The organism is Streptomyces sp. NPDC032721, from assembly GCF_055579625.1.
Map to the genome: position 1 here is coordinate 158610 of NZ_JBVIMX010000002.1, position 15006 is coordinate 173615.

Genomic DNA, 15006 nt, shown 5'->3' on the forward strand with positions numbered 1-15006 from the left:
CCGCTGTGCCGGGGAGTGCGGTGCATCCTCATCGCGGCAGCACCACCACGTAGGCGGCCGGGTCGCGGTCCACGGACGCCATCAGTGCCGTCCGCACCACGGCCGCCTGCTGGTCCATGGCCGCGCGCAGCTTGGCCGGGGTCAGGTGCACCACGGTGATGCCGAGCCGCTCCAGGTACTCCCGCTTGCGCGCGTACTCCGACCAGAGCGCGTCCTCGTCCTGCCGGGGCGCCCTGGTGTCCAGTTCGAGCGCCACGGCCTGGTCCGGCCAGAACGCGTCCACCCCGCCGAGGTGCGGCCCGCCGGGCAGTCGCAGATCCACGTTCCACACCGGGTCCGGCAGCCCGAAGCAGCGCACCATCTCGTACAGCCGCTCCTCCCCGGCGGCCCGCCCCTCGGCCGTGACCGAGTCCACCGCGTCGGCGACGTGCGGCCTGGTCAGCAGCCGGGCGAGCTTCAGTTCCCGTACGAGCGCCGCCGGTTCGCAGTGACCGCCGCGCACCGCCTCGGCGAGGATCCGCCGCACCGTGTCACCGTCGCTGAGGTGCGCCACCGCGTCGGCGACGGCCCGGGCCACCGGGGCCACCGGCAGCCCGGTGATCATCTGCGTCCCGGGCAGCGCGTGCGCCCGTACGATCCGCACGCACCCGGTCGACCGCAGCCGCCGGGTCCTGGGCACCATCACGTCGAGCTGCTCCAGCGCCAGCAGCGGCGGCGCCGAGGAGAACCGGTGCAGGGCGAGCGCGGCCAGCCCCGTCACCACGGCCTCGCTCTCCTGGCCCTGCCGGCCCGCCCGCCCCGCGTACAGCAGCGCCGCGTGCAGCCGCTCCTCGCTGGTCGGCGGCCCCTGGTGCAGTACGAAGACCCCCGGCAGCAGCTGCTGCCACGGCCCGCCGTCCCGGCACTGCGACGCCGCCTTCGCGGCACTCACCCCGTGCTCCCGGAGCTGGGCGGTCGTCAGCACCCGGCGCTGGACCGAGGAGAGGTGGGTGAGGGGGACGGCCCGGGTGGGGGAGGGGATGGAGGGGGTCTCGTGGCGCGTGTTGTTGTTCATGCCGAGGACTTGCCCACCCGGGGACCGGCCTCTAACCGCTGTTACAGTCCCGTCGACAATTCGGGACAACACCGCCCTAAAGTACGGCTGTTCGACTGCCGAGCAGTGCCCCGGCCCGACCGGCCCGAAACCGGGACACCCCCAGGTGGCGGGCAGGTGAGGGCCGGTGAGGACAGACGGGAGGGGCCACGCGCGCGGCACCCCCGCGCGCGTGGCCCCTCCACGTCACTCCACCCGCTACGCCCTGCTGTCGCACTCCCTCGCACGGCCCGCCCGCGCCAGGTCGTCCCTGGACTCCAGCACCAGCCTCCGCAGCGCCGGCGCCGCGTCCTCGTGCGCGGACAGCCAGGCGTCCGTCGCGGCGAGGGTCGCCGCCGGGTCCTGGAGAGCCGGGTACAGGCCCCGTACCACCAGCACCCCGATCTGGATGGAACGCTCGCTCCACACCCGCTCGATGGCGTCGAAGTACTTCGCCGCGTACGGCGCCAGCAGCTCCCGCTGGCTGCCCTGCTCGAAGCCGCCGATCGTCGCCTCGACCAGCGCGTTCGACAGCGCGTCGGACTCCACCACGGCGGCCCACGCCTGCGCCTTGACCGCCTCGGAGGGACGCGAGGCCAGGCAGCGCACCTGGTGCCGCTTCCCGGACGCCGTGTCGTCGCGCGCCAGCTCCGCCGCGACGGCCGACTCGTCGGCCCGCCCCTGCGCGACCAGCGGCGACAGGAACGCCCAGCGCAGCTCCTGGTCGACCTCCAGGCCGTCGATCTTCGCGGTGCCGGCCAGCAGCCCTTCGAGGAGCTGCTGGTCGCTCTCCGAGGACGCCACCGCCGCGAAGAAGCGCGCCCAGGTCAGCTGGTGCTGGCTGCCCGGCTCGGCGATCCGCAGCTCCCGCAGCGCCCCCTCGCCGAGCAGCCGCCCGCCCTCCTCGCGCCACTCGGGTGCCGCGTAGTGGGTGAGCGCGGTCCGCGTCCAGTTGTGCAGCATCTGGAGCACGCCGATGTCGCTCTCGCGGCCCGCGAACCGCAGCACCAGGTCCACGAAGTCCCGCGCGGGCATCAGCGCGTCACGGGTCAGGTTCCACAGCGCCGACCAGCACAGCGCGCGGGCCAGCGGGTCGGTGAGGTCCCCGAGGTGGGCGCGCAGCGTGTCCAGCGAGAGCGCGTCGAAGCGGATCTTGCAGTAGGTCAGGTCGTCGTCGTTGACCAGGATCAGCGCGGGCTTCTCCGCCCCGGCGAGCTCGCTCACCACCGTGCGCGGACCCGCCACGTCCGTCTCCGTACGGGCGTAACGGACGAGGTCACCGTCCTGAAGCCGGTACAGGCCGACCGCGACGCGGTGCGGGCGCAGCTCGGGGTGGGACGCGGCGGCCTCCTGCACCACGGCCAGCTCGGTGATGCGCCCGGCGGCGTCGTAAGTGACCTCCGGCGTCAGCGAGTTGACCCCCGCCGTCTGGAGCCAGGACCGCGACCACTCGCCCAGGTCACGGCCACTGGTCTCCTCCAGCGCGGACAGCAGGTCGCCCAGCTGCGTGTTGCCGTACGCGTGCGCCTTGAAGTAGCGGCGCGCGCCCTCCAGGAAGGCGTCCCGGCCCACGTACGCCACCAGCTGCTTGAGCACCGAGGCGCCCTTGGCGTAGGTGATGCCGTCGAAGTTGAGCTTGGCGTCCTCCAGGTCACGGATGTCGGCCGTGATCGGGTGCGTGGACGGCAGCTGGTCGGCGCGGTACGCCCACGCCTTGCGGCGGTTGGTGAAGGTGATCCAGCCGTCGGTGAAGCGGGTCGCCTCGACCATCGAGAAGGAGCCCATGAAGTCCGCGAAGGACTCCTTCAGCCACAGGTCGTCCCACCACTGCATGGTGACCAGGTCGCCGAACCACATGTGCGCCATCTCGTGCAGGATGACGTTGGCCCGGCCCTCGTACGCCGAGGACGTCGTCCGGCCGCGGAAGATGTACTCCTCGCGGAAGGTGACCAGACCCGGGTTCTCCATCGCACCGAGGTTGTACTCGGGCACGAACGCCTGGTCGTACTTCCCGAAGGGGTACGGGAAGTCGAAGTTGTCGTGGAAGAAGTCCAGGCCCTGCTTGGTGATCAGGAAGACGTCGTCCGCGTCGAAGTGCTTGGCCAGACCCTTGCGGCACATCGCGCCGAGCGGGATCTCCAGCGTGGAGCCGTCCTCGAAGGTGCGCGTGTAGGAGTCGCTCACGTAGTGGTACGGGCCCGCCAGGACAGCCGTGATGTACGTCGAGATCGGCTTGGTCTCCGCGAACTGCCAGACCCCGTCCGCGTCCAGCTCGCCCGCGCCGTTGCTCCACGCCGTCCAGCCCTCGGGCGCCCGCACCGAGAAGCGGTACGGCGCCTTCAGGTCGGGCTGCTCGAAGTTGGCGTACACCCGGCGGGCGTCGGCCGGCTCGTACTGGGTGTAGAGGTAGACCTCGCCGTCCTCCGGGTCGACAAAGCGGTGCATGCCCTCGCCGGTACGGCTGTAGGCGCACTGGGCGTCGACGACCAGGACGTTCTCGGCGGCCAGGTCCTCCAGGGTGACCCGCACCCCGTCGAAGACGGCCGACGGGTCGAGCGCGGTGCCGTTCAGGGTGACCGAGTTGACCGAGGGGGCCACCAGGTCGGCGAAGGTGGCGGCGCCCGGCGTCGCCGACCGGAAGCGGATCGTCGTCACCGAGCGGAACGTGCGCGGCCCATCCCCCTCGTGCTCGCCGACCGCGGAACGCAGGTCGAGCGCGACCTCGTAGCCGTCGACGGACAGCAGCTCCGCCCGGGTCTGGGCTTCGTCGCGGGAAAGGTTCTCACCGGGCACGGGCACTCCTTCGTGACACGTATCTGCACACTCGAAACAGGACCGATCCTCGCATGTGCACCTGTCGGATCGAACACGGGAATGGGCGCGGGGCGCGGAGGGTTGTCCCGGCAGACACCGCGGCCCCGCCGCCGCGGAGTCCGACGACGCTTCTGGCGACCCGCACCGAGGAGATACCGACATGTCCGATACGGCTGCCAAGACTCCCGCCGACTTCTGGTTCGACCCGCTGTGCCCGTGGGCGTGGATGACGTCCCGCTGGATGCTGGAGGTCGAGAAGCTCCGCGACGTCGAGGTCCGCTGGCACGTGATGAGCCTGGCCGTGCTCAACGAGGGGCGCGACGTCCCCGAGGAGTACGCGGAGGCGATGAAGTCCGCCTGGGGCCCGGTCCGGGTCGTCATCGCCGCCCAGCAGCAGCACGGCGACGAGGTCGTCGGGCGGCTCTACACGGCGCTCGGCAACCGCATCCACGTGGCGGGCCGGGGCGTCACCGACCCCGACGTGATCCCCGAGGCGCTCGCCGAGGCCGGCCTGCCCGCCTCCCTCGCGGACTTCGCCACCCAGCAGACGTACGACAAGGAACTGCGCGCCTCGCACGACGCGGGCATCACCCTGGTCGGCCAGGACGTCGGCACCCCCGTCATCGCCGTACCGGGCCCCGACGGCGAGCAGATCGCCTTCTTCGGCCCGGTCGTCACCCCGTCGCCCAAGGGCGAGGCCGCAGCCCGCCTCTGGGACGGCACCCTGCTGGTGGCCTCCACCCCCGGCTTCTTCGAGCTGAAGCGCACCCGCACCCAGGAGCCGGTCTTCGACTGACCCCTGCCCCGGCCGGTCTCCTGTGCGGCCGGCCCCGCCGACCGGACGCGCCCAACAGGCGCCCCGGCCCGGCCCGCCTTAGCGTCCCCCTATGGAGACAGGTGAGATACGCGGCGACATAGGCAAGGGCGGGTCCCCCCGCGTCCCCGCACCCGCGCACGAAGCGGAGCTGCCCCCCGGACGCGAGCGCACCGACCCGTCCCTGCCGAACGACAACGCCCCCCATGCCACCCTGCCCGTACGCCCGACCGACCGGGTGGTGCGGGCAGGGTGTTACCTGCTGGCCGGCCTCTGGCGGCTGACCGGGCTGCGCCGGGCCTCGGGCACCCTGCGCCACTACCTCGGCGGAACCGGCGCCCCGTACCCGCTGGACGCCGCCACCCTGGCGGCCCTGCCACCCGTCCGGGCGGCGGTGAACGCCCGCCTGATGGCCGCCGAGGCGGGCCTGTGGTCCGGCACCGACGACTGGCGCGGCATCCTGATCAAACCGTCCACGTCCCTCGACTGGTGGCTGGCCGCACGCGGCATCCAGTACCGCGTGGTGCGCCCCAACCCGCACTACTACCGGGTGGAGTTCCACAAGACCTGGAACTTCGACCGGGGCGAATCGGAGTTCGGCATCCCGTTCACCCCGTTCGCCCGGCTCCACGAGACGGGCCTCGCCCACGAGTTCGTCGCCTCGGGCCGTACGGGCTACCTGCCCCGCTGAGCACGTGCCCCGGCCCCCGTGGACGCAGGGACCCCGGACGCAGAAGAGCCCCCGCGAGTCATGTCCTCGCAGGGGCTCTTCGTCCATCCACCCGCCCGGGAAGGTTGAGAAGACGATCACGAGCAGGGCGCTTGGGGTCCCGCCGGTCGGGCGGGAGGGTGCTTACCGCGGACTCCGGGTCACGGAGTGATCAGCGGGGTGCGGTTCTTCGCGTCGGCGTACCGCTTCGCCACGTCCTGCCAGTTGACGACCGCCCACATCGCCTCGATGAAGTCGACCTTCTGGTTCTTGTACTGGAGGTAGAAGGCGTGCTCCCAGGCGTCGAAGACCAGGACGGGCACCGAGCCCTGGCCGACGTTGCCCTGGTGGTCGTAGACCTGCTCGACGATGAGGCGGCCGCTGACCGGCTCGTAGGCGAGCACGCCCCAGCCGGAGCCCTGCGTCGTCGCCGCGGCCTTGGTCAGCTGCGTCTTGAACTTGGCGAAGGAGCCGAAGGACTCGGTGATCGCGTCCGCCAGGTCGCCCACGCCGTCGGCGGCCGTCGGCTCGCCGCCGCCGTTGCCGTCCTTCGGGGACGCCATGTTGTGCCAGTAGATCGAGTGCAGGATGTGGCCGGAGAGGTGGAACGCGAGGTTCTTCTCCAGACCGTTGATCGAGCCCCAGGCGTCCTTGTCGCGAGCCTCTTCGAGCTGCTCCAGGGTGTCGTTGGCGCCCTTGACGTACGCGGCGTGGTGCTTGTCGTGGTGCAGCTCGATGATCTGCGGATTGATCACCGGCTCCAACGCCGCGTAGTCGTACGGAAGTTCAGGAAGCGTGTAAATGGCCATGTCGTCCGACCCCTCCGATGCTTATTGCAAGTCGTATGCAGCTGCACGCTACCAGCAGTTATTCGAAGCGGCAGCTAAGGTCTGCCTCAGTAAATGGGCCTAGGGCCGGGGGCGGAGAAGCGCCGGAGCACCCCCCCCGAAAACGCGGGAAGCCCGCCCCGCGCACAGTGCGCGGAACGGGCTCCCGGAGGCCGTCGGGGCGGGCGTCAGCCCCTCGCCCCCTCCTTCTTCGTCTTCTGCCGTACGAAACCGACCGCGGCCAGCGCCACCGTCAGCGCCACCGTCATCCACAACTGCTCGCGGGTGCCCGGCTCCAGCGCCATCAGTACGAAGACCCCGAGCATCGCCACCAGCGCCGCACAGGTCAGCACCGGGAACAGCCACATCCGCACCACCAGCTTCTCCGGCGCCTCGCGCTCGGTGCGGCGGCGCAGGATCAGCTGCGAGACGGCGATGAACACCCAGACCACCAGAACGACCGCACCGGTCATGTTCAGCAGCCACACGAAGATGTCGTCGGGCCGCCAGTAGCTCAGCAGCACACACAGGAAACCGCCGGCCGACGAGGCGATGACCGCACGGCGCGGCACCCCGCCGGACACCTTGGCCAGGAACTTCGGCCCCTGGTCGCGCTCGACCAGCGAGTACGCCATCCGCGAGGCACCGTAGATGTTGGCGTTCATCGCGGAGAGCAGCGCGACCAGCACGATCACGTTCATGATCTGACCCGCGCCCGGGACGCCCAGGTGGTCGAGGGTGGCGACGTACGGACCGACCTCGACGACCTTCTTGTCGTCCCACGGCACCAGGGTCACCACGACCGCCATCGAGCCGACGTAGAACAGCGCGATCCGCCACATCGCGGTCCGCACCGCCCCCGCGACACCGCGCACCGGGTCCTTGGACTCGGCCGCCGCGATGGTGACCGTCTCCAGACCGCCGTACGCGAACAGCGAGGCGAGCAGACCGACGATCAGGCCCTCGGTGCCGTGCGGGAAGAAACCGCCCTCGCCGGTGAGGTTCGCCGTACCGGGCGCCGGGGCGTCCGAACCGGGCAGGAAGCCGACGATGGCCAGCGCACCGATGATCAGGAACAGTGCGATCGCACCGACCTTCAGGGCGGCGAACCAGAACTCGAACTCACCGAAGTTCTTCACCGCTGCCAGGTTGGTCCCCAGGAACACCACCATGAACAGGGCCACCCACGCCCACGCGGGCGTACCCGGCAGCCAGGTCGTCATGATCTTGGCCGCGCCGATGCCCTCCATGCCGACGGCCACGCACAGCAGCACCCAGAACGACCAGCCCGCCGCGAAACCCGCCCACGGCCCGATCGCCCGCTCGGCGTGCACCGAGAAGGAGCCCGACGCCGGGTTGGCCGCCGACATCTCACCGAGCATGCGCATCACCAGCATGACGATCAGGCCGGATATCGCGTACGCGATCACGATGGAGGGGCCCGCCGCGGCGATGCCGGTGCCCGACCCGACGAAGAGCCCGGCACCGATCACCCCGCCCAGGGCGATCATCGAGAGATGGCGCTGCTTGAGACCGCTGCCGAGCGAGGAGCCCGAGGGTCCTTCGCTCTGTGACGCCTGTGACGCCTGTGACGTCTGTGACGCCTGTGCGTCGGCGGGCGGGGGCGGCGGCGCGGAGGTCCGAGACATGGGCGTGCCCTGTTCACTAGCTGAGACGGTGGGGGAGCGGACGGCAAGTGGCCATCAGTCTCGGCACGCATCCCGCTCAGAGGGAACAGTGGACCGCTATACGGACACCACGCTCACACACCGTGAATATCTAGGCACGCCTCGCGCGCAACTCCCGCACCACCGCCACCAGCAGCACCAGTGCGGTCGCCCCCGCCGACCAGAGCAGCTGAGGCCGCGCCGTGTCGTCGAGCAGCATCAGCACCAGTACGACCGCCATCGCCGCCAGCGCCGCCCACGTCAGATACGGGAACGCCCACATCCTCAGGGTCAGCCGCTCCGGCATCTCCCGCTCGATCCGCCGCCGCAGCTTCAGCTGCGAGACCGCGATCAGCCCCCACACGAAGAGCAGCACCGCACCGACCGCGTTGAGCATGTAGAGGAAGACGGTGTCCGGCCACAGCAGATTGAGCACCACCGAGACGAACCCGAACGCCACCGACGCCAGCACCGCCCGGCGCGGCACCCCGCCGGGACTGGTCCGCAGCAGCCCCCTGGGCGCCTCGCCGCGCTCGGCCAGCGAGAAGACCATCCGCGACGCCCCGTACAGATTGGCGTTCAGCGCGGAGAGCAGCGCCACGAAGACCACGATGTTCATGAGGGTGCCGGCGGAGGGGACCCCGATGTGGTCGAGGACCGCGACGTACGGACTCAGCCCCGGCGTCATCGACGTCCACGGCAGCAGCGTCACGATGACCAGCATCGAGCCGACGTAGAAGAACAGGATCCGGAAGACCGCGCTGCGCACCGCGCGCCCCACCGCGCGGGCCGGGTCGTCGGTCTCGGCGGCGGCGATCGTCACGACCTCCAGGCCGCCGAACGCGAAGACCACCGCGAGCACCCCGGAGATCACCCCCGACCAGCCGTTGGGCAGGAAACCGCCCTGGCCGGTCAGGTTCGCCAGGCCGACCGGATCGGTGTCGGGCAGCACCCCGAAGACCGCGAGCAGTCCCAGCACCAGGAAGAGGACGATCGCGGTGACCTTGAGGGCGGCGAACCAGAACTCGAACTCACCGAAGTTCTTCACCGCGGCCAGGTTGGCGGCCGTGAAGACCAGCATGAAGATCAGCACCCAGCCCCACTGCGGGACCCCCGGCACCCACCCGTTCGCGATCGCCGCCGCCCCGGTCGCCTCCACCGCCAGGACCACGACCAGCAGGAACCAGTAGAGCCAGCCGACGCTGAACCCCGCCCACCGGCCGAGCGCCCGCTCCGCGTGCACCGAGAACGACCCCGAGGCCGGCATCGCCGCCGACATCTCGCCCAGCATCCGCATCACCAGCATCGCGATGGCGCCCGCGATCAGGTACGAGAGGACGATGCCGGGCCCCGAACCCACGAACAGACCGGCACCGATCACCCCGCCCAGACCGAGCATGGTCAGATGGCGCTGCTTGAGCCCGTGCGACAGGGGCTCCTCGGGTGCCGTGAGGTCGGGCGTACGGAGCTGCTGCTCGTCGTGCATGGCGCTCGTGCTCTCGAAGGGCCGTGGAGCACAGCTGCACGGCCGCTGGGATTTGGCGGGACCCCACAGTCTCCCCTCTCGCGCGCCCACCGCGCAAAAGGGACCTATCTCTCTGCGGCGCCAGTGATGCGCATCACGTCACCTCCGGTCGTACGGCCGTGGCCGCCCGCTCTTTGTGTGATGTCCACCAAGTCCCTGTTCCCTGCTTTGTCGGCGCTCTAGGGTGATCGGGCGTTGACCCCTGGGCTAACGTCGCCATGTCCCTGACTGCCCCCCTCTTCTTCACCGCGGAGTCCCGATGAGCACTGCTGCCGTATCCGCCCGCCCCGGTGCGGTCCTTGCCGACCTCCTGCCGGCCACCCGCGTCCGCACCGCGGCACTCGTGGTCGGGGGCGCGGCGCTCACCGGCATCGCGGCCCAGATAGCCGTGCCCGTACCGGGTTCGCCGGTCCCGGTCACCGGCCAGACCTTCGCCGCCCTGCTCGTCGGCACCGCGCTCGGCGCCCGCAACGGCTTCCTGTCGCTGGCCCTGTACGCGCTGGTGGGCATGGCCGGGGTGCCGTGGTTCCAGGCGGGTACGTCCGGCCCCGGCGGCGCCTCGTTCGGCTACGTCATCGGCATGCTGCTGGCCGCCACGGCCGTCGGCGCGCTGGCCCGGCGCGGCGGCGACCGCTCGGTGCTGCGGACCGCGGGCACCATGGTGGTCGGCTCCGCGATCATCTACGCCGTCGGTGTCCCGTACCTGATGGCCGTCACCGGCATGGGCCTGGGCGCCGCGCTCGCGGCGGGCGTGGTCCCCTTCCTCATCGGTGACGCGCTGAAGGCGGCGCTGGCGATGGGCGCACTGCCGGCCGCGTGGAAGCTGGCGGGCCGCAAGGGCTGAGGCCCGCTCCCACGGCTCGGTCCGTACGTCGTACGGAGGGGCTGTCCCGGGTTGACCACCCCGGGACAGCCCCTTCTTCATTCCTGCCGCCGTGCGCTCAGTGCTGCTTCACGGAGCGGTCGCGCCTGCTCCACCAGAAGCCCGCGCCACCCGCCGTGAGCAGCAGCGCCCCGGCCACGCCGAGCGGCAGCGCGTCCGCGCCAACACCGGTGCTGGGCAGCCCGCCGGGCTTGCCGGGGGGCTTGCTGTCGCCGGGGGCGGGGGAGGGGGAGTCCGGCCCGAACGGCACGTTCACCGTGTTGAGCAGGAGGGGGGTGTCGGGTGCGTTCGGGGTCGGGGTGGTGGTGCCGAAGTCGACCGGGCCCTGCTGCCAGAGCAGCTTCTCGCTGGTGCCCTCGGTCACCGGCAGACAGATCTTGCCGGTCTTCTTCAGGTCGAAGGTGGCGTCCACCTCGTACGACTTGGACTTTCCGGCGGCGAGGTCGGCGACGACACAGGCGAACCCGCTGTTGGAGCCCTTGGGCAGCCGGTCGGCCGGGACCGGCACACAGCCCGGGACGCCGTTGACCTTCAGCCCGTCGAAGCCGACGACGGCCATGGTGATCTGACCGGTCGGCTTTGCGCCCTTGTTCGCCACTGTCGCGGTGATTTTTGTCTTTCCTGTTTTGTTGTCGACCGAAATCTTTGTGGGAAGTTCCGTCGAGATCTTCAGGTCGGCGGGAGCACTGGGGCCGGGGGTACCGCCCTGAGTGCTTCCGGGTGTGGGTTCGGCGGCGAATGCGCCGTACGGAAGGATGAGTACAGACGCTGCCGCGATCGCCAGGCAAGATCCAGTGCGCTTGCCGACGATCTCTTTACCGATCTTTTCGAGCATTTCCCGGCCCCCTTATTCTGAACAGCGTCAGCCGGCCCCTTTTTCGGGACAGCGCCAGCTGTACATGCAGGAGTACCACAAGATTGCGTCCAACTGTGATGCAATGGTGGGAAGTTAATGCTTCTGTCCTGGTCGCAGCAGGTGCTGAGGAGGGGGACGGGAATGCCGGGGTTTACGAGTGGCGGGGTGCAGGGGTTATTGATCGCCGGTCGTTACCGGCTGGGGGAGACGATAGGCCAGGGCGGCATGGGGCGTGTGTGGCGTGCCTACGACGAGATCCTGGACCGCTCCGTCGCCGTAAAGGAAATGCGTGTCGACGGATTGGATGCAGAGGACAATCGAATTCGCCGGGAAAGGACTTTGCGGGAAGCGAGGGCCACGGCTCGTATAGACCACCCGAATGTGGTGCGGGTCTACGACGTCGCCGACGAGAGCGAGCGGCTGTGGATCGTGATGGAGCTGGTGAATTCACGATCACTGGAGCAACTCCTCGTCGAGGACGGACCCGTACCGCCGCGCGAGGCGGCCCGGATCGGCCTCGGAGTGGCGGCGGCCCTGCGCGAGGTGCACGCGCGCGGGGTGCTGCACCGCGACATCAAACCCGGCAACGTCCTCCTGGGCCGGGACAACGGCCGCATCGTCCTCACCGACTTCGGTATCGCCGCCATCCAGAACACGACGGCCCTCACCATCGTCGGCATGCTGGTCGGCTCCCCGGACTACATGGCCCCCGAGCGCGTGGGCGGCCGGCAGCAGGGCGCCCCCTCGGACCTGTGGTCCCTGGGCGCCACCCTGTGCGCAGCGGTCGCGGGCACCTCCCCCTTCACCCGCCCCACGACCATGGCCACGCTGCACGCGGTCCTGTACGAGGAGCCGGAAATCCCACCTGAGGCGGGCGAACTGGCCCCCCTGCTCACCGCCCTGCTGGCGAAGGAACCGGAGGCGCGCCCGACGGTGGACGAGCTGTACGCCTCACTGGAGGCGGTGCTGTCCCCACCGAGGACCCCGACACTGGTGGAACGGGTGGAACGGGTGGAACGGGTGGAACGGGTGGAACGGGTGGAACCGGCAGTCCCGGCGGTCCCGGCAGCCCCCGAAGCCCCGCCGGAACCGCTGGAGCCGCCCCCCGCGACGGCGTACGAACCGACCCGGGTGGAGCCGACCCCGGAGCCGACACCTGAACCGGAGCCGACACCGCAGCCGGAGCCGGAGCCGGAGCCGGAGCCGGAGGCGGAGCCCGCCCCCGAGCCGCAGCCCGCACCCGAGGAGCCACCGGAAGCCGCAGCGGCAGCCGCAACAGAAACCGAGGCTGACGCGGCAGCCGAACCCGAAACCGGCCCCGTCAGCCGCTCGGACACGGCGGAACTCCGGATTCCGACGGCACCGCCCCCCGAGGACGCGCCGGTAGGCAAGCGCGGCCGGGGCGTACGGTTCCGCCGCAGCCCGGAGGCCTCACCGGTCGTGCCGTTCCCGCCGCCGACGACCGTCCCCCGGGAGGAATCCCCCGCTCCGTCGGCGGACGAATCGTCCCCTGCGGCCCCACTGCCCCCCACCGAGCCCGTCAGCCCGGAACCGCCCTCCACTGCCCCCGAAGCCGCCCCCGAAGAGCCCGCCGAACCCGAGGCAGCGGCCCCCGAAACCCCGGAAGCCCCAGAAACCCCTGAAGAAACCCCCGAAGAAACCCCACCCCCAGAGGCCACCTCACCCCCAACTCCCACCCCCCACCACCGCTCCCACACCCACACCCACACCCGTACCCGAGCCGCCGCCGTGGCCGGTGCGGGGATAGGGGTGGCGGTGGTGGCGACGCTGGTCATCGTGCTCACACAGGGGAACGACCCCGGGACGAAGCGGGAGACCGGGAGCAGCGGCGGGCCGACCACCGAGCCGACCGTCGCCGGGACCGCCCGCCCACCCACCTCAGGGGTACGCCCGGGCAACCGGAACGAGACGGGGTTCGCCTGGGTGCCGCCGCCGAACTGGACGCGCAGCGCGAAGAGCCCCTCCAACGTCCACTACCACTCGCCGGACGGCACACAGGAAATCGCCGCCTCGTACGGACTGGCACGAGGCGGCGATCTGTTGAAGCAGTGGGAGCAGTTCGAGGCCGATTCGCACGACGTGGCGGGCTACTCGAAGATCCGGCTGGAGCGGACCACGTTCCAGGACCGGCCCGCGATCATCTGGGAGTACACCTTCACCCAGGCGGGCAAGCCCTGGCAGGCCCGGCAGATCGGCTTCAACGCGGGCGGCAAGTCGTACCAGCTCAACGTCTGGTTCGAACAGGCCGCCCGCGAAGAGGCCTTCCAGAACTATCAGCGGGTGACGGAGTCCTTCGTACCGCTCTGAGCGTCGGCAGCGGCGTCCACAGGCAGCGTGCCGTTGCGCTTCTGGACGGTCTCGCGGATCAGGGCGAAGCCCACGACCAGCGCGGCCACCAGGAGCGACAGGAGGACCTGGGTGCGGCCGGCGTCGTCGGTGAGCATGTAGACCAGCACGAACGAGATCATCGCGATCGTCGCCCAGGTCAGGTACGGGAAGAGCCACATCTTCACGACCAGCTTGGACGGGTCCTCGCGCAGGATGATGCCGCGCATCCGCAGCTGCGTGAAGCAGATGACGAGCCAGACGAAGAGGGCGACCGCGCCGGAGGAGTTCAGCAGGAACTGGAAGACGGTGTCCGGCCACATGTAGTTGAAGAAGACAGCGACGAAGCCGAAGACGACCGACGCGAGGATGGCGACGCGCGGCACACCGCGCGAGCTCACCGTGGTGAAGGAGCGCGGGGCGTCCTTGCGGCGGCCGAGCGAGAAGGCCATCCGGGAGGCGGTGTAGAGACCCGAGTTGAGGCAGGAGAGCACGGCGGTCAGCACGATCACGTTCATGATCTGGCCGGCGTGCGGGATGCCGATCGAGTTCAGGGCGGCGACGTACGAACCGCCCTCGGCGACGATCGACTTGTCGTTCCACGGCAGCAGCGTCAGGACGACGAAGATCGAGCCGAGGTAGAAGATGCCGATGCGCCAGATGACGCTGTTGGTGGCCTTGGTGACGGCGCGCTGCGGGTCCTCGGACTCACCGGCGGCGAGCGTGACGATCTCCGAGCCCATGAACGAGAAGACGACCATCAGCACACCGGTCAGGATCGCCCCGTACCCCTTGGGGAAGAAGCCCCCGGTGTCCGTGAGGTGTGCGAATCCGGCGCCCGGGTTGTCGGAGCCGGGCAGGATGCCGAAGACGGCGAGCAGACCGATGACGACGAACGCGCCGATCGCGACGACCTTGATGCCCGCGAACCAGAACTCGAACTCGCCGTACGAGGAGACCGAGGCGAGGTTCGTCGCGGTCAGCACGAGCATGACGATCAGGGCCCAGCCCCACTGCGGTACCGCCGGTATCCATCCCTCAAGGATCTTCGCGCCCGCGGTCGCCTCGACGGCCAGCACCACGACCCAGAAGAACCAGTACAGCCAGCCGATCGAGAAGCCGGCCCAGCGGCCGAGCGCCTGGTCGGCGTAGGCCGAGAAGGAACCGGAGGAGGGCCGGGCGGCGGCCATCTCGCCGAGCATCCGCATCACGAACACGACCATCGCGCCGACCAGGGCGTACGACAGCAGGATCGCGGGCCCGGCGGCGGCGATGCCCGCACCGGAGCCGACGAACAGACCGGCGCCGATGACACCGCCGATCGCGATCATGGAGAGGTGGCGGTTCTTGAGGCCGGCCTGGAGCCCGCCGTTGTCCGGGGAACCGGGGCTTCCGGGGTTACCGGAACCGCCTGGCTCCGCGGACTTCATCTCCGCCTGGGTCGGCTGCGCGCTCATGCACAATCCTCATTCATCTTTTCGTTCGGGCACGTC

General features: G+C 70.4%; 11 protein-coding genes. 4 read left to right on the forward strand and 7 right to left on the reverse strand.

Annotated elements, in window-relative coordinates; all coding sequences use genetic code 11:
- Positions 1-28 precede the first annotated feature (28 nt).
- Entirely contained in the window at positions 29-1054 is a 1026-nt protein-coding gene (locus ACZ5PB_RS06935; RefSeq protein WP_468688498.1) for a hypothetical protein, read from the reverse strand.
- Positions 1055-1291: 237 nt separating this feature from the next.
- Entirely contained in the window at positions 1292-3865 is a 2574-nt protein-coding gene (gene pepN / locus ACZ5PB_RS06940; protein WP_468688499.1) for an aminopeptidase N, read from the reverse strand.
- A 181-nt stretch (positions 3866-4046) separates the two neighbouring features.
- On the opposite strand from pepN, the gene ACZ5PB_RS06945 reads away from it, so the two are divergent.
- Both ACZ5PB_RS06945 and ACZ5PB_RS06950 read left to right on the forward strand, forming a co-directional pair.
- Positions 4047-4682 carry a DsbA family oxidoreductase gene (locus ACZ5PB_RS06945; protein ID WP_468688501.1) on the forward strand — a complete coding sequence of 212 codons (636 nt, stop codon included), beginning with the start codon at positions 4047-4049 and terminating at the stop codon, positions 4680-4682.
- 91 nt (positions 4683-4773) lie between these two features.
- Entirely contained in the window at positions 4774-5391 is a 618-nt protein-coding gene (locus tag ACZ5PB_RS06950) for a hypothetical protein (protein ID WP_468688502.1), read from the forward strand.
- Between the two features lie 179 nt (positions 5392-5570).
- Here ACZ5PB_RS06950 and ACZ5PB_RS06955 read toward each other — a convergent pair whose 3' ends face one another.
- From ACZ5PB_RS06955 to ACZ5PB_RS06965, 3 genes are all read right to left on the reverse strand, one after another.
- On the reverse strand, positions 5571-6218 hold the full coding sequence (locus tag ACZ5PB_RS06955) for a superoxide dismutase (RefSeq protein ID WP_468688503.1): 648 nt from the start codon (positions 6216-6218) through the stop codon (positions 5571-5573).
- A 206-nt stretch (positions 6219-6424) separates the two neighbouring features.
- Positions 6425-7885, reverse strand: coding sequence for an amino acid permease (locus tag ACZ5PB_RS06960; protein WP_468688504.1), 1461 nt, complete (start codon positions 7883-7885; stop codon positions 6425-6427).
- Between the two features lie 130 nt (positions 7886-8015).
- On the reverse strand, positions 8016-9389 hold the full coding sequence (locus ACZ5PB_RS06965) for an amino acid permease (protein WP_468688506.1): 1374 nt from the start codon (positions 9387-9389) through the stop codon (positions 8016-8018).
- Between the two features lie 298 nt (positions 9390-9687).
- Between ACZ5PB_RS06965 and ACZ5PB_RS06970 the strand changes: the two genes are divergently transcribed.
- Complete coding sequence (locus tag ACZ5PB_RS06970; RefSeq protein ID WP_468688507.1) at positions 9688-10272, forward strand: biotin transporter BioY; 585 nt, start codon at positions 9688-9690, stop codon at positions 10270-10272.
- 97 nt (positions 10273-10369) lie between these two features.
- Here the strand turns inward: ACZ5PB_RS06970 and ACZ5PB_RS06975 are convergent, their stop codons facing one another.
- A complete protein-coding gene (locus tag ACZ5PB_RS06975) occupies positions 10370-11146 on the reverse strand; it encodes an LPXTG cell wall anchor domain-containing protein (protein ID WP_468688509.1) in 777 nt (258 codons plus the stop codon).
- A gap of 162 nt (positions 11147-11308) precedes the next feature.
- Between ACZ5PB_RS06975 and ACZ5PB_RS06980 the strand changes: the two genes are divergently transcribed.
- Complete coding sequence (locus ACZ5PB_RS06980; RefSeq protein WP_468688904.1) at positions 11309-13495, forward strand: serine/threonine-protein kinase; 2187 nt, start codon at positions 11309-11311, stop codon at positions 13493-13495.
- On the opposite strand, the gene ACZ5PB_RS06985 is transcribed toward ACZ5PB_RS06980, so the two are convergent.
- Positions 13462-14970: an amino acid permease gene (locus tag ACZ5PB_RS06985; RefSeq protein ID WP_468688510.1), complete on the reverse strand. Its 1509-nt coding sequence runs from the start codon at positions 14968-14970 to the stop codon at positions 13462-13464. The two genes, ACZ5PB_RS06980 and ACZ5PB_RS06985, sit on opposite strands and share 34 nt — an antisense overlap.
- Positions 14971-15006: the final 36 nt, after the last annotated feature.